General features: G+C 33.1%; 9 protein-coding genes. 8 read left to right on the top strand and 1 reads right to left on the bottom strand.

Annotated features, from left to right (window positions below; translation table 11 throughout):
• Positions 1-8: 8 nt before the first annotated feature.
• Positions 9-878, bottom strand: coding sequence for an inositol oxygenase family protein (locus Q0870_RS07855; RefSeq protein ID WP_298554174.1), 870 nt, complete (start codon positions 876-878; stop codon positions 9-11).
• A 328-nt stretch (positions 879-1,206) separates the two neighbouring features.
• Between Q0870_RS07855 and Q0870_RS07850 the strand changes: the two genes are divergently transcribed.
• The 8 genes from Q0870_RS07850 to Q0870_RS07815 all read left to right on the top strand — a co-directional run bounded on the left by Q0870_RS07850 (position 1,207) and on the right by Q0870_RS07815 (position 17,671).
• The gene (locus tag Q0870_RS07850) at positions 1,207-4,263 is read left to right on the top strand and encodes a TonB-dependent receptor (RefSeq protein WP_298554173.1); all 3,057 of its coding nucleotides are present in this window, start codon (positions 1,207-1,209) and stop codon (positions 4,261-4,263) included.
• Positions 4,264-4,282: 19 nt separating this feature from the next.
• Positions 4,283-5,944: a RagB/SusD family nutrient uptake outer membrane protein gene (locus Q0870_RS07845; protein WP_298554171.1), complete on the top strand. Its 1,662-nt coding sequence runs from the start codon at positions 4,283-4,285 to the stop codon at positions 5,942-5,944.
• A 155-nt stretch (positions 5,945-6,099) separates the two neighbouring features.
• Complete coding sequence (locus Q0870_RS07840; protein ID WP_298554168.1) at positions 6,100-8,175, top strand: GH92 family glycosyl hydrolase; 2,076 nt, start codon at positions 6,100-6,102, stop codon at positions 8,173-8,175.
• A 2-nt stretch (positions 8,176-8,177) separates the two neighbouring features.
• Complete coding sequence (locus Q0870_RS07835) at positions 8,178-9,806, top strand: glycosyl hydrolase family 28 protein (RefSeq protein ID WP_298554165.1); 1,629 nt, start codon at positions 8,178-8,180, stop codon at positions 9,804-9,806.
• A 5-nt stretch (positions 9,807-9,811) separates the two neighbouring features.
• Positions 9,812-12,118 (top strand): GH92 family glycosyl hydrolase, encoded by a 2,307-nt coding sequence (locus tag Q0870_RS07830; protein ID WP_298554163.1) that lies wholly within the window; start codon positions 9,812-9,814, stop codon positions 12,116-12,118.
• A gap of 98 nt (positions 12,119-12,216) precedes the next feature.
• Positions 12,217-13,656 carry a glycoside hydrolase family 125 protein gene (locus Q0870_RS07825; RefSeq protein ID WP_298554162.1) on the top strand — a complete coding sequence of 480 codons (1,440 nt, stop codon included), beginning with the start codon at positions 12,217-12,219 and terminating at the stop codon, positions 13,654-13,656.
• A complete protein-coding gene (locus Q0870_RS07820) occupies positions 13,657-14,733 on the top strand; it encodes a phosphatidylinositol-specific phospholipase C1-like protein (protein ID WP_298554161.1) in 1,077 nt (358 codons plus the stop codon).
• Positions 14,726-17,671, top strand: a complete 2,946-nt coding sequence (locus tag Q0870_RS07815) for a glycosyl hydrolase 115 family protein (protein WP_298554158.1) — start codon at positions 14,726-14,728, stop codon at positions 17,669-17,671. The genes Q0870_RS07820 and Q0870_RS07815 overlap by 8 nt, the downstream gene beginning before the upstream one ends.
• Positions 17,672-17,676: the final 5 nt, after the last annotated feature.

The following is a 17,676-nucleotide window of genomic DNA, read 5'->3' as shown; positions in this document are numbered from 1 at the left end:
CTTAGTTCTTAAAATTTTAGCGTGTCGGGTAGGTATTTTTTAACAAGTTCTTGGTAATAAGGTTTTAGAGATTTAACATCTGGTTTAACAGGTGCTTTTGTATATAAATCGTAAGGATTGAATTTCTTTACCCATTCAAACATTTCAACATCTTTTTCATTCATCAAGTGGCTATATTCGTTTTCTCGATGTTGTGCATAGAAAGAATGATATCTAATAATATATAATGCTGGTTCCGGTAAATAATCTTTCATGATTTGATATAGGTACTCATCATGTCCCCAACTCATTTTAACATTATCTAACCCACAATTTGGTGAATAGATACCATATTTTGTATTGTATTTTGGGTTTGTTGAATCAGGATTGTCAGCAAAATAATTGGCATGTACAATTTTGTCAGAGAATTTACAACCTACAGGAAAAGTATCTCCAACTACAGCCCATTGAGGTTCTCCAAATAAGCAAAGCACTTTGCCAACATCATGTAAAAATCCAGTTAAGACAAACCAGTCTGGATGTCCGTCAGCTCTTATAGCTTCAGACGTTTGTAATAAATGTTGTAGTTGATCTAAGTCAATATCAGGATCGCTATCATCAACAAGGGTGTTTAAGAAATCAACAGCTTCCCAAATAGACATTTCTTTTCTATTAAACTCTAAAAAACCAGCTTCTTTTTTTGAAACAAAATCGTAGGTTTGAAACGTATGGTTAAGTCTATAGAACTCCCTCACGGTTTCAGCTCTATCCGAATCTTCGTAGTTTCTAAAGTCTTCCTTTTCTTTACCATTAGTATCTGGGTCTGGGTAACGTTTAATTAAATCTTCTTCCCAATGTTCTATATTTTCTAGAGGTTGATTTATGGATGATTTTTTCATACTACTAACTTATTTTAAGTTTTATTCCCTAATTTCTCATTCTAAAACAAATTTAATTACAACAATATTTGATAAGATGGATTAATAGTTTATTTATATGGATTATTTAATCATTAATACTCCTTATTTTTTCTATTTAAGAAATGTATAGAATGTGTTAACTTAAATAATAGTTGAAACTTTAACGTATTTTTATGTGAGATAAACCTTAATAATTTAATCTGTTTTAAATGATATTTCCATGTTTTTGATATAAAATTCCATATCAAGTCTTAAGCCTTAACTTAATTTTAACCAAAATAATTTTGACTAATCTAAATTTATTAAAATGAAAAAACTAAAACTATTATTGATTGCCTTTTTTATAGGTGCTTTATCGGTTTTCGCACAAGATAATGTGTCTGGTGTTGTTACTGATGAACAGAGTGTACCTATCCCAGGGGTTAATATCCTTGTTAAAAACACATCGATTGGTGCTGCTACAGATTTTGATGGTAATTATCAAATCAAAGCAAATAATGGAGACGTTATAGTGTTTTCCTACCTAGGTTTCCAAACTTTTGAGGTTACTTATACTGGACAATCTCCTTTGAACATTCAGCTTTCTGAAGACACTGCTCAACTTGATGAGGTAGTAGTGATTGGGTATGGAAGTGTTAAACGAAAAGATTTAACAGGAGCAGTAGGATCTATTGGAAGTGACAATATTATTGAACAACGCAAAACAGATGTAGCACAAGCATTACAAGGGCGTTTAGCCGGTGTAGATGTTAGAACGCTTAATAATAAGCCAGGTGCTCCTCTATCGATAAATATTAGAGGTAATAGTGTTCTGAGAAATAATAATCAGGGGAATGATGGAGTTAATGATAGTCCATTTGCGGATTTAGGACAGCCATTGTATGTAGTTGATGGTATTTTTGTTGATAATATTAATGCTTTGAATCCAGCTGATATTAAGCAAATTGATGTTTTAAAAGATGCATCTTCAACTGCTATTTATGGAGCAAGAGGTGTTAATGGGGTTGTAATTATAACAACAAAAAGTGGAATAGAAGGAAGGACACGATTTAATTATGATGCCACATTTGGTATACGTAGTGTTGTAAATTCACCTGATTTTTATAATGGAGATGAGTATGTGTCTTTTGTTGATGATGTAGTAAGAGCCAGAGAATTTGGTAACTTACTAAATGCAGGTCCTGCAACTGTAGCTGATTACAATAGCATTGTTTTAGATACTTCGGTTGAATATATAGGGGCTGAAGAACAGAGTAATGTTGCAAACAGAAGTTACACGGATTGGATTGGTAAGTTTCAAGAAACAGGAGTTCAAACCAGTCATACTGTTTCGGCTTCTGGTGGAAATGATGGTCTTCTATATAATGCATCTGTAGGGTATTTAAAAGATGAAGGAGTTGTTGGGATTGAAAGTTTTGAAAGGTATAATTTATCAGGTTCTTTATCGAAAAAAGTTAATGATAAATTAACTTTTGGAGTAAAAACTTATCTAGCATTTTCTGAAAGAGAAGAAGGGAGTCGCGAGCTATTTAGAAGTTCATTTCGTTTAGCTCCAACTGTAAATCCATTTGAGGAAAATGGAAGTTTAGATTTATTACCAGATGAGCAAGATCAACGTTTTATAAATCCAATTTATGAACAAGATGGCGCATGGCGTGTTAATACAAAACGTTTTGATATTATTGCTAATGCCTTTTTAGAATATAAACCATTAAAATGGTTAAACTTGAAAACACAATTTTCACCTAGTCTAGTTTATGATAGATTTGGAGAATACAGAGGATTGCTAACTAAAGCTGCAAGAAATGATCCAAGTAGAACTAGAGCGATTTATAATTCATCATCTATAGTTACTTATACTTGGGATAATATAGCAAATATAAACTTTGATTTAGATGAAAATAATGATTTAGGCGCAACTATTATAACATCTCTTTTTCATAAAGAATTTGAAGGAGGTAATATTCAGACCCGTAATTTAAGTGCAGATGAATTTTTGTTTTTTAATACAGGAGATGGAACAGATGTACGTACGTACAGTAGTAATTTCATAAAAGAAAATATAGCTTCTTTTGCCGCTAGGTTAAACTATTCTTATAAAGATAAGTATTTGTTAACTTTAACAGGACGTTATGATGGGGCATCTAGATTAGCAGTTAATAATAAATGGGATTTCTTTCCATCAGCGGCATTAGCTTGGAAAGTAACTGAAGAAAACTTTATGCAAGACATTAACTGGCTTAATAATATGAAATTACGTTTAAGTTATGGTCAAACAGGAAATATAGATACAGTAAGTCCTTACCAATCTCAATCTTTTTTGGAAAGTGATACTTATTTGTTTGGAGATGAGTTTGTGAATAGTAAATTCGTAAATGGTTTGTCAAATGACGAATTAACATGGGAAGTTTCTACAGAAACTAACATTGGTTTAGATTTAGGGCTTTTTAGCAATAGAGTTAATTTGACTTTGGATTATTATAATAAAGAGATAGAAGGAGCTATCTTTCAAAGAGACTTAGTAAGTATATCTGGTTTTGCAAATGCTACTGGTAATTTTGGTAAATTAAGAAACAGAGGTTTTGAGGTAGCTTTGAATACTACAAATATCCAAACGAATAATTTTAGATGGCGTACTAATTTTAATTTTTCAAGAAATACATCAGAAATTTTAAGGCTTGATGGGGATGTAGAAGAAATAGTTCTGGGTCGTCATGGTGTTTTGAAAGTGGGAGAAGACCCTACAGCTATTTTTTCTTTTGAAAATGAAGGTATTTGGCAATTAGATGAGTATGCTGAAGCTGCTGTTTTTGGAGCTCGCCCTGGTCAATATAAATTTGTAGATCAAAATGGTGATGACGTTATTAATAATGATGATAAGGTTGTAATTGGTTCTGTTAACCCAGACTGGATTGCTGGTATGACTAATACGTTTAGTTATAAAAACTTTGAAGCAAGAATACAAATTAATACACGCCAAGGTTCGGTAGGGCATTCAGAATTTTATCAAAATTTTGCCCCTTATCAAAATGACCAAGCTAAATTCAATAAAATTGACTTAGATTATTGGACACCTAATAATCCTGATGCAAAAAGGCCTGCATTGTCTTATGCACATCCTGGAGAGTATTATTATGAGGAGTTTGATTTTGTGAAAATTGGTAATATAGGTTTAACTTATACCATACCTTCTAATGTGTTAGATAAGTTGAAATTAGATGCTATGAGGTTATCTATTGATATACAAAACCCATTCATTTTTACTGATTATGAAGGTCCAGATCCTGAAACTGGATTACAAAACTCGTACAGTGCTGCTTATCTCACAAAAACAGTACTGTTTGGATTAAATGTATCATTATAAATTTAAAATTGTAAAGAAAATGAAATCAATTTTTAAAATAAAAAACCTGTTATTATTGCTGCTTTTAGTTTTTATAGCTTGCGACGATTTTATAGAAGAAGAGTATTATGGTGCAGTAACTGCAGAAAACTTTTTAGATGAAAATAACGCTGATCAATTAGTGATTTCAGTGTATGAAAAATTAAGATCAGTTTATAAAAATTATGCTATTATGTTTTCTGGAACGGATATGTTTACGTCTCAGGATGATGTAAGAAGTAATTTAGCATTAAATGATTACTTTGGCTTAACGCCAACAAGTGATGGTGGTGCTGGAGAGTTTTGGGCTCATAATTATGCTTTAACCTCTGAAGCAAACACTGTTATAAATCGCTATCAAAATCAAATTAATTGGAGTGATGAAAGGATAGTAGATAGAGATTATGGTATTGCTCAGGCAAAAGCTTTAAGAGCACTAGGCTTCTTTAATTTGGTAAAGCATTTTGGAGGAATTGTGTTAGAGCTAGAGGAAACAAATTCTATTCGTACAGATTATGTGCGTTCTAGCGAAGAAGAAACATTTACTCAAATTATTAAAGATTTAGAAGCGGCCATTCCTGATTTACTAGATGATTCACAAACTGGTAGAATTTCTAAACGTGCAGCTCAACATTTACTAGCCGATGTTTATCTAACTAGAGCTTATAAGTCTTTTGGTACTAGTGATGATTTTACAACAGCTGCTAATTTAGCAGAACTAGCTATTGGTAGTTATGATTTAATGAGTCAGTCTTATGCTCAGGTTTTTGATTATGGAAATCAAGTAAATCCTGAAGTTCTTTTTGCTGTTCAATATGGATCAAATGGTGAATTTGATGATAGAAACAATTCAAAACATTCGATAATTATGAATCCAGTTGATAATTATGTTGGTGTTGGAAGAGGTAATCCTTATGGAGCTAATAATACAAACTTAATGCCAACGCCTCGTTTTTATGAGTTGTTAGCAGATAATGATGCTAGAGATGAAGTTACTTTGCATAGAGTGCTATTTGCTGATGAAGCAGGTGAATTTTCATCTCCTGAAGGAATAGAAAATGTTGCTGTAGGTGATACGATTGTGTATTATCCTAAAACAGCTATAGACGCTGTAGAGTTAGCAGATAAATTAGAAAGATATTGGGTGTATCAACCAGATCAGTATTTATTTGGTCTACCAGATAATATTCCAGGTGTTCTTTATCAATATTCATCTAATGTTTTAAGAACAAATTTTCCAATATTTAAAAAGTTTGATGACGTAAATTTCGATGCTGAAAATGGAGGTTCTAGAGATACTTTTGTTTTTAGAGTTGCAGAAACACATTTAATAGCTGCTGAAGCTTATTTAGGTGCGGGTAATACAACTTCTGCTTTAGCTAATTTAAATATTGTTAGAGAGCGTGCAACTGGTGTAGCAAATCACTATTTATCAATTGACTTAGATACTATACTTGATGAACGCGCTGTTGAACTTGCAGGGGAAGAAGACAGATGGGCGGTTTTAAAACGTACAGGTAAATTAGAAGAGCGTGTCAATATATATAATCCACATAATGTAGATCATGGTGTTTTTAATTCAAGTACACATTTAGTAAGGCCAATTCCAGGTAATGAAGTAGCATTGTCTGAGGGGGCAATTAAACAAAATCCAAATTATTAAATGCGTAATTCATTCTCTTTTCTTAGAGAGAGAAAAGAGAGTGGTTTCACATCAAAACTTTAATTTTTGAGTAGTAATTATTTTGAGTTAGTTTAGTTTTTATAAGGGCAGATGAATGTTTTTTGTCTGCCTTTATAATTTGATTTTTTTTTTTTATGATTAAACCTCATCTTGCAGTTATATTATTCTTAGCGTTTTTAGGATGTAAAAAGCATACTGATGTTGACGTAGTTTCATCAAAACAAAATGTTGACTACGTAATTCCATTTATCTGTACAGAAAACGACCATGGGCAAACAGATGTTGCTGCCAGTGTTCCTTTCGGAATGGTAAAACCATGTCCAGATACAAACCCAATAGCACATTCTGGGTACGACTATAGTGCTAAAGAAATCATTGGTTTTTCAAATACCAGATTTTCTGGTGTTGGATGTAGAGGCGTAGGAGGAAATTTAAGAATATTACCTTTTGTTATTTCAAAAGGAGATTCAATTCCTAAAGGTTTAACATATTCAAAAGAAAGTGAAAAAGCTAAAGCTGGATATTATTCAGTGAACTTAAACAACGGTGTAAAAACGCAGCTTACTGCAACTAGGCAAGTCGCATTTCATCAATATACATTTCCAGAATCTAAAAATGCTGGATTTACCATAGATTTAGCAAGTAGTTATGCAGGTCCCGTATCTCATAGTTATCATGTAGAAAATGGTATCATTAGTGGCAAAATAACAAGCGTTAATGTTTGTAGAAAAGGTAAATACACATTTTACTACGCTATTAGGTTTAATCATGAAGTATCAGAAGTAACTGAAGATAAGTCTAAATTAATTTTTAAGTTTTCAACTAAAAATAATCAAGATATTTTATTACGATGTGCTTTGTCGGTTGTTGATGAAAACAGTGCCATTCAAAATTTAAAATTATCAGAAAAATTAAGCTTTTCTGAAGTTAAAGAGCAAGCATTTACATTATGGAACAATCTTATGGATGTTGTTCATGTAGAGACAGAAAATGATACACTAAAGGAATTATTCTATACACATTTGTACCACGCAACACAATCGCCATTTATTATAAATGATGAAAATGGAGTGTTTAGAGGTAGTGATGGTAATCCATACAAATCTAATTCATCGCATTATCACGGTTGGTCTGTATGGGATACGTTTAGAACAAAACTTCCTTTATTTTCATTTTTATATCCAAATAGATATAAAGACATGTTAACGTCTTTAAAAGCATTGTACAAACAAGGGAAACCTGATTGGGCAACAGAAACAGAACCTTTCTTAACCATTAGAACAGAGCATACCATAGCTATTGTGTTAGATGCATATCAAAAAGGAATTTTGCCATTTCCATTATCTGATATTTATGAAGAAATGAAAGCAGAAGCTGAACATTTACCGTTTAAATCGCCAGATAATGTACTAGAATCGAGTTATGATTTATGGGCGCTTTCAGAAATTTCTAAAGCTTTAGGAGAAAATGCAGATGCTAAATTTTATAGAGATAAAGCTTTTGAATATAAAACTCTTTGGAAAGACAAGTTTTTAACTATGGATGAAAATTCAGATATCATGCATGGAGACGGATTGTACGAAGGCACGTTGTGGCAATACCGATGGTTTGTACCTTTTGATATAAAGGGAATTCAAACCATGATAGGAGGTAAAGATGAGTTTGAAAATCAATTAGATTATTTCTTTGAAAACGAATTATTTAACATAGGTAACCAACCCGATATTCAAGTGCCGTATTTGTATAATTACACAAATTCGCCATGGAAAACGCAAAGGTTAGTCGACCAATTGTTAAACAAGGAAACGAATAATTGGTACGGAACACACCATAAATTAGAACAACCCATTACGCGTAAAATTTTTACCAATACGCCCAATGGTTATATCAAAGAAATGGATGACGATGCAGGCACCATGTCTTCATGGTACGTATGGTCTACAATGGGTTTATATCCTATTTTTCCAGGAAGTACTCAGTTGGCATTAAGTACACCACAATTTGATGAAATTACTATAAAAACAAATGATAAACCGTTGCAAATAATTACAAACGGTAGAACATCAAAAAAGATATACATTCAAAAAGTAACATGGAATGGAGAAGAAATTAACTCAAGTATTATAGACTTTAATTTAATTTCTAAAGGCGGCATTTTGCAATTTGAATTAACAGATACACCCAATAAAGACTGGGGTAAACAAAATTAAACATGGCATACAAGACAAAATGTAGTATTTCTGTTTTATATGTTTTTTTACTGATTTTATTTTTTTGGTCATGTAAAGAAGCACCTGAAACACCTGTAAATGTCTCTCAAAGTGAAGTTAAAAAAGAGTATCTAAAAAAGACTAATAATAAAGAATATTTGGTTACAGATTATGGTATAGTTGGTAACAGTAAAATATTAAATACAGTTGCTTTACAAGAATTAATAGATAGAGTTCATCAAGCCCATGGTGGCACTTTAGTATTTCCTAAAGGAGAATACCTTTCTGGTAGTCTTGTAATGAAATCTAATGTAAGCTTGTATTTAAAAGCAGGTGCTGTTTTATTAGGGAGTACAAATCCTTACGATTATAAAGATGTGCCAATGCCAGAACGACCAGAATCTCCAAAGAGAGACGATTACTCGAATATGGCATTTTTAGTAGCCTATAAAGCTAATAATTTTAAAATCTACGGCAAAGGTAAAATAGATGGACAAGGGAGAGCTTTGGCACTAAGTATAGATAGTTTACACCATTCAGGAGAACGTATAGACCCAAAGTATAATTACAGGCGCATGCGTCCCAATGAAACGGCAAGACCTAAATTATTTAGATTTTCAATGTGCAAAAATGTAGATGTCTTGGATTTAAACCTGCAAAATGGAGCATGTTGGGGACTTTCTTTTGAGTTATGTGAAAAATTAAAATTAGATAACCTTAAAATAGTTAATAGAGCCTTTTGGAATAATGATGGTATAGATATTACCGATTGTAAAAATGTACAAATAACTAATTGCGATGTAGATTCTGCTGACGATGGCATTTGTTTAAAATCGTACTTTCCAAAGTATTATAACGATAGTATATATATTGCAAATTGTACAATTAAAAGTAGTGCAAGTGCATTAAAGTTTGGAACAGCTTCTTACGGTGGATTTAAAAATGTGACTATCGAAAATATTAATGTTTTTGATACATTTCGTTCTGCAATAGCTATTGAAAGTGTTGATGGAGGTGCTATAGAAAACATTAGTGTGTCTAATATTGTTGCTAAAAATACAGGGAATGGTATTTTTATTCGCTTAGGTCACAGAGGTGGCGAGCAACCGGGAATTATAAAAAATGTACATATAAAAGATATAAAGGTTGAAATACCTTTTGGAAGACCAGATATAAATTACGATTTAAGAGGACCAGAGGTCGATTTTTTCCACAACCCTTTTCCTTCTTCAATTGTAGGTATTCCTGGGCATAATATAGAAAATGTAATTATAGAAAATATAGATATTACATATCCTGGTAGAGCATCAAAAGGAATGGCTTATGTGCCTTTAAGTAGATTAGAACAAGTGCCTCATAAAATAAAAGATTATCCAGAGTTTTCAATGTTTGGAGAGCTGCCTGCTTGGGGGTTTTACGTTCGCTATGCAAATGATATTACTTTTAAAAATGTAAATTTAAAACTGGAAAACAAAGATTTTAGACCAGCATTTGTATTTGATGAAGTAAAAGTTTTAAATTTAGAAAACGTGGTTTTACCAGAAACTAATCATAAACAATTTGTATTAAAAGGAACGCATGAGGTAACAAAAGATGATGAATTGAAAACGGCTACTGCCATTATTAAATAGGCCCAATGAGATATTGTAAATTTTTTATATTATTTATACTATTATCAGTTTTTGCTTGTAAAAATGATAGTAAACAAATAATCACAGATGAGGTTTATAAAGAGGTCGATTTTTCAAATATGGTCTATCCTCAACTAGATACAGAAAATTCTAGATGGTTTTTCTTTTCGTCGGCATGTCGTCCTTTTGGAATGGTAAATTTAAGTCCAGATAATCAAATAGATGGAGCTTGGGGTAGTGGTTATCGTTATAAAACAGATACAATAAAAGGATTTAGCCATATTCATGGTTGGCAAATATCTGGTGTTTCTGTAATGCCAGTTACCTTTTCCGAAGAAAATAAAAATAGCATTTTTACCGATTTCTATTCAAAATTTAGTCATGATAATGAAGTGGTAAAACCAGGTTATCATAGCTTAGAACTTCAACGTTTTAATATTAAAACAGAATTAACAAGCACCAAACGTGTCGGTTTTCATAAATATACATTTCCTGAAAAATCTGAAGCAGGAATCCTATTAAATTTAAATACCGTTTTAGGACCTAGCGATAATGCAAATGGCATATTAAAACAAATTAACGATAAAGAATTTGTTGGCTCTGTAGTAGCTACGCCAACGCATAGGAGACCAAAAGATTTAAAAGTATTTTTTAAAATAGCTTTAAATCAGTCTGTAAATCATCTTCAAAAAGATGAAGAAACAGGGAATTACATGTTACATTTTAAGGATTTGAATACGCCGCTTTTAATGAAAGTTGCTATTTCATATACGTCAGAAGAAAATGCCAGTTTGAATATGAAAACAGAATTACCACATTGGGATTTTAATGCTGTAGTTTCAGACTCAAAAACCGAATGGAATAGTCTTTTAGGAAGAATAAAAGTTGAAGGGAATACTGAAAAGCAACAAAAGAGATTTTATACAGACTTGTGGCATGCGCTTCAAGGAAGACGAACCATAAGTGATGTAAATGGTGCATATCCAGATAATACAGGAAAAAGCTTTAGAATAGGGCAATTGCCTTTAAAAGAAGATGGTACGCCTAAGTTTAATCATTATAACTCAGATGCTTTTTGGGGCGCGCAATGGACAATAAATACTTTATGGGGCTTAGTATATCCAGAAATTTATGAAGAGTTTACATGGTCTTTACTGCAATATTATAAAGATGGAGGTTTAGTTGCTAGAGGGCCATCAGGAGGGAATTATACTTATGTTATGACGGGAAGTTCTTCCACACCATTTTTTGTGAGTGCCATTCAAAAAGGTATTCTTAAAAATAATTTAGAATATGTATACGAAGCTTTAAAGAAAAACCATATGCCAAATGGTATTATGGAAAAGGCGGGCTATGAGCATAAAACACAAAAAGGAGGTGGTCTTAAATATTATTTAAAAAATGGTTTTGTGCCACATCCAAATCCAGAAGGTAAATTTGGAGGGCATCAAGATGGTGCAGGTTTAACTTTAGAATATGCGTATCAAGATTGGACGTTAGCCCAATTGGCATTAAAGTTAGGAAAGAAAGCAGATTACGATTATTTTATGAAGCGTTCTAAAAACTATCAGAACCTATTCAATAAAAAAATAGGGTGGATGCAACCCAAAAATATAAAGGGACAATGGCAAGCTGACTATAGTCCTTACAATTACGAGGAAGGTTTTATAGAAGCCAATGGGGCACAATCCACATGGTTTGTACCTCATAATATTCCAGAATTAGGAGAATTAATGGGAGGAAAAGATGTGGCTGCCGATAAATTGAAGACTCAATTTGAAGAAGCAGAGACTTTAAACTTTACCTCTGGTACATCACATGCATCAGAATTACATCCAGAATACAGAAAGATTCCAATAAACTATGGTAATCAACCCTCTATACAAACAGCTTTTGCTTTTCATAAACTGGGCAGACCAGACTTAACACAGTATTGGTCTCGAAAAGTAACATCTACCGTTTTTGGAGGTTTAGCACCATCAACAGGTTATAATGGAGACGAAGACCAAGGTTTAATGGGAAGTCTTGCTGTGTTAATGAAAATTGGTTTATTCCAAATAAATGGCGGAACAGATGCAGATGCAGAATATCAAATTGGAAGCCCTATTTTCGATAAAATTTCCATTCAATTGCATCCCGATTATCATTCAGGAAAAACCTTAGAAATTCTAGCTACTGATAATAATGAAGCCAACGTTTTTGTAAAAGAAGCGACCTTTAATGGTAAGTCATTAAAAGAATTTACCTTGTTTCATAAAGACATAACAAGTGGTGGTGTGCTTAACATGGAAATGGAAGCCAGAGATAATTAAAGTGTATTATCTTTAGTGTATTAGGATGATATCTATTTTCTTAGAGGCACTAATCCTTATTTTATTCGTACCATTTTCAGATGCTAATTCTTAAATAAATGACAACAAGAAGAAAATTTATAAAACAAAGTGCTTTGGGTGTTGCTGGACTTACGGCATTAAACTGTTCTGCTTTAGGAGTAGCTCAGGATTTTCAAGCGTATACTTCCAACAGACCTATTCCTTCTAAAAGAACATTTGTTAGTGATGCTGTTGAAAAAACTATAAAAAATGTAAAAAAAGGTATCAATAATAAAGAATTGGCGTGGATGTTTGAAAACTGTTTTCCAAACACTTTAGATACCACAGTAGATTATGAAATTATTGATGATAAACCAGATACATTTGTTATAACAGGCGATATTGATGCCATGTGGTTGCGAGATTCTACAGCTCAAGTTTGGCCATATTTACCTTTGGTTCATAAAGATAAAAAACTAAAAAAATTATTTAAAGGCTTAATAAATAGGCAAACCAAATGCGTGCTGTTAGACCCTTATGCCAATGCATTTTACAAAGATGTTACAAGACCAACAAAATGGAAAGACGATAAACCAACGCCACAGTCAGGTATTCACGAACGTAAATGGGAAATAGACTCTTTATGTTATGCCGTTCGTTTGGTTTACGGGTATTATAAAGAAACCGGAGATACTTCTGTTTTTGATGCAGATTGGGATAAGGCCATGCGATTAGCAGTAGAAACCCTAAGAACAGAACAACGCAAAAGCGGAACAACACCCTATTATTTTGAACGCGTAAGAAGAAATAAAAACGTTACAGCACCTTTTAGTGGAAAAGGCAGACCAATAAAACCAGCAGGACTCATTTGTTCTGCATTTAGACCATCTGATGACGGCACAATGTACCCCTTTTTAATTCCATCAAACCTGTTTGCAGTAGAGTCTTTAGCACAATTAAGTGAGGTTTATAAAACGGTTTTTAAAGACGATTTGTTTTCTAAAGAATGTGCTTCATTTTCTAGCGAAGTATTACAAGCAGTAAATAAATATGCCATTTCAGAACATTTACACTATGGCAAAATATATGCCTACGAAATAGATGGTTTTGGGAATAAAGTATGTATAGACGACCCTAATATTCCGTCATTAATCGCCATGAAATATTTGATGAATGAAGCGTTTTACGATTCCGAAGTCTATAAAAATACAAGAGCGTATTTGTTGAGTGATGATAACCCTTATTATTTTAAAGGGAAAGCAGGCGAGGGGCAAGGTGGTCCACATGCAGGTTTAGATACCATTTGGCCTATGGGCATTATTTTAAGAGCCATGACGAGCGATAGCGATGAGGAAATTGTTTGGTGTATCAAACAATTGATGAATACGCATAATGGTTCAGGATTTATGCATGAAACCTTTCATAAAGATGATGCTTCTAAATTCTCTAGGTCTTGGTTTGCTTGGGCGAATACCTTATTTGGGGAGTTGATTTTAAAGCTATACAACGAAAAACCAAAACTTTTAAAATCTATTTAAATGAAACAACGGGCTCTTTTATGTCTGATTATTGTTGTCTGTTTTGGGTGTGCAGATCAAACACATTTAAAACTGAATGATATTCAGGTTATTGGAAGTCATAATTCATATAAAATAGGTATAGAAAAACCATTGTTAAATTATATTGGAACTATTGATTCTAGCAAAGCAAAATCTTTAGAATATGAGCATGTTAGTATTAAAGAACAACTAAATCTAGGTTTACGACATTTAGAATTAGATGTGTTTTACGACCCAAAAGGTGGTCATTTTTCCAATCCGAAAGGTTTAGAAATTGTAAAACAATCTGGAGCTATTCCAATGCCTTATGATGAAGATAATACTTTAGAAGCATCTGGATTTAAATTGTTTCATATTCAAGATATCGACTTTAGAAGTCATCATTTGCTATTCAAAGATTGTTTAAGCGTGATGAAGCAATGGTCGGATGAAAACCCAAAACATACACCAATTATCATCTTAATGAATACGAAAGATAAAGCACTACAACAGTTAACAAAACCACTGCCGTTTTCAGCCAAAGCCTATCAAGAATTAGATGCTGAAATACGTTCGGTTTTTTCAAAAGACGATTTGATAGTGCCAGATGACGTGCGGAAAGATTTTAATAATTTAGAAGAAGCAGTCCTAAAAAACGGCTGGCCAAAATTAGAAGACTGTAAAGGGAAATTCCTTTTCGTTTTAGATGAAAAAGAACAAAAAAACAAACTTTACATCGACGGCGATAACACACTAAAAAACCGCGTGTTTTTTGTGAATAGTAAAGAAGGAAATCCTGAAGCTGCGTTTAGAATTGTGAATAATCCCATTACCGATTTTGAATATATAAAGCAGTTAGTTGCAAAAGGGTATATGGTGCGCACGCGCGCCGACGCAGGAACTAAAGAAGCTAGAACAAACGATTACACCAAATTTGAAAAAGCAAAAGCATCGGGAGCGCAAGTAATATCTACCGATTATTATAAGCCATCAACATTATTTAAATCTGATTTTAAAGTGAAGTTTGATGATGGCACTTATGAAAGGATTAAAAAAGCAGCAGAATACAATGACTAAACTATATAAACTCTTATTTTTAATGTTTTGTCTTTCCGCATGGGGGCAAAATACGATTCAATTCCCATTGGTTAAAAATGGAGAAATAGCTTCAATACACATTGATGAAAAAGACGCAGAAGTGGTTAGAATTGCTTCTGAAATTTTAGCAAACGATGTAAAAAAAGTTTCAGGGAAAACAGTTGCAATCCATCAAAATAAGGCATCCTATCAAATTATTGCAGGTACATTAGGAAAAAGTAAACACATCAATCAATTGGTTACAAAACATAACATTGATGTTTCTCAAATTAAAGGCAAATGGGAAACATATAACATTCAAGTTATAAATAATCCTTCAAAAGGAATAAAAAAAGCATTAGTAATTATCGGTTCAGACCGAAGAGGAACTGCCTACGGACTGTTAGAAATATCTCGAAAGATTGGTGTATCTCCTTGGGAATGGTGGGCAGATGTTACACCAGAAAAGCAACAAGAATTAGTCTTAAACATAAAAAACAAGACTTATGGTGCGCCATCAGTAAAATATCGAGGCATTTTTTTAAATGATGAAGATTGGGGCTTACAACGTTGGGCTGCATTAAATTACGAACCTGAAACGGGAGATATTGGCCCCAAAACGTATGCAAAAGTGTTTGAACTTTTATTACGTTTAAGAGCTAATACCATTTGGCCTGCAATGCATAAATGCACAAAGGCATTTTATCATTATCCAGAAAATAAAATAGTTGCCGATAATTATGCCATAGTTATTGGAAGTTCGCATGCAGAACCCATGCTGTGTAATATAAACGCAGAATGGCATCATGAAACTATGGGCGATTATAGATACGATACGAATTCAGAATCCATAAAATCATTATTTAAAAAACGAGCAAAAGAAACGGCAAATTTTGAAGGTATTTATACCGTTGGAATGCGTGGAGAACACGATTCACCTATGATAGTTGGCGAAGACGATACCGATTCTCAAGTAAAACTTCTAGAAAAAGTGATAGCCGACCAACGTCAGATTCTTAAAGCCAATACAAAGCGAGGAGTTGCAAAACCACAGGCATTTGTGCCTTATAAAGAGGTGCTACGTTATTACCAAAGTGGTTTAGACTTGCCCGAAGATATTAGCTTGGTTTGGACCGATGATAATTACGGATACATGCGCCAATTAAGTAATGAAGATGAACAAAAAAGAAGTGGAGGGGCAGGAGTTTATTACCATACCTCGTATTGGGGAAGACCCCACGATTACCTATGGTTAAATTCTACAAACCCTGTTTTAATGTGGGAGGAAATGACGAAAGCTTATGATTTTGGGTCTCAAAACATTTGGATTTTAAATTGTGGGGATATCAAACCACACGAGTACAATATCGAGTTATTTTTAGATATGGCTTGGAATATTGATGCTTTTAAAAATGACGATTCAGTTAGAAAACACCATCTAAATTGGAGTGCTAATGCATTTGGAAAAGAAAACGCAAAGGCTATTACCAATTTGATGTTTCAATATAACCAATTGGCCTTTCAACGCAGACCAGAATTTATGGCTTGGAGTAGCGTAGAACCGGTTACCAAATCAGGAGAAACGGAGTTGACACAATATCATTATGGTGATGAAGTTGGTAAGCGCATTCAAGCACATCAAAATTTAATTAGTGATGTAAATGAAATTCAAAAAAACATTCCAGCATACCGAAAAGATGCCTTTTACCAACTAATTCATTATCCCATTACAGGCGCATCAAATTTAAATCTTAAATGGCTTTACAGTTATAAAAATAAATTTGTTGCAGCTCAAGGAAGAGAAAGTGCTAGCGACTTTGCTACAAAATCTTTTGATGCATTTAAAGCAATTCAAAAAGAAACGGACTATTTTAACAATACGCTCCAAAACGGAAAGTGGAAGCATATTATGACTATGGCGCCAAGGCATTTGCCTGTGTTTGCTGAACCAACGGCAACAATCCCCCTAAAAGAAAAAACGAGTACTTTGGGTATGGCTTTAGAAAGCTATCAAATGGAAGTAAATGATGCGGTTATAAATTCCTATGCCGATGTTTTACCCGTTTTTAATGCTTACACCAAAAACAAGTATTACATCGATTTATTTTTAAAAGGAAAAGAAGAATTGGAATGGGAAGCAGTGTCTAAAGCAGATTGGATTATAGTATCGAAAACATCAGGAATACTAAATAAAAACCATTTAGAAGAGCGTATTTGGGTAGCTATAGATTGGGATAAAGTCCCGAAAGGAGAAAACAGAAAAGAAGCACCTTTGGGGCACGATTATCAACTGATTCCACCAAGTTTTAAAGTAAATTCTGGAATAGATTTTATTTCAAAAGGAAAAACGACTCATATTGGAGTATCTGTTTTTAATCCAAAATTAAAGGAGTTAGAAGATTATGAAGGATTTGTTGAAGACAAAGGATTTGTTTCTATAAATGCAGAAAATTTTTCTCGTAAAGTTGATGGGAAAGAAGCAAAATGGACTACTTTTAATGGTGTTGGTTACACAGGAAATGTAAGTGTGGCTTTACCACGAAAAGCAAATTCTGAAACAGAATTGGAAGATATAAAACAAAATAGCCCTATTTTAGAATACGATTTTTATGCGTTTAATTTTGGAGAGGTTGATGTGTTTTTACAAGCCATTCCAACACATGCACCCAACAATAAAACAGGTGTGCGTTGTGCCATAGCTATTGATGATGCAGAACCTGTTGTAGTCGATTTTCAAACTTTTGGAAGAAGTGATGCTTGGAAACAAAATGTATTAAAAAATGCATCCGTACAATCTGTAAAGCAAATTGTAAATACAGCAGGAAAACACAAATTAAAAATTTGGATGGTAGATGCTGGCGTAATGATAGACCAAATTTTAATCGACTTTGGAGGATGGAAAAAATCGTATGCATTTCCTCCAGAAACTAAAATGTAGTATCT

The sequence above is a fragment of the uncultured Algibacter sp. genome, assembly GCF_947487575.1.
Taxonomy (GTDB): domain Bacteria; phylum Bacteroidota; class Bacteroidia; order Flavobacteriales; family Flavobacteriaceae; genus Algibacter_B.
The sequence above is the reverse complement of the archived record's forward strand: the minus strand, read 5'-3'. Positions and strand labels throughout refer to the sequence as shown.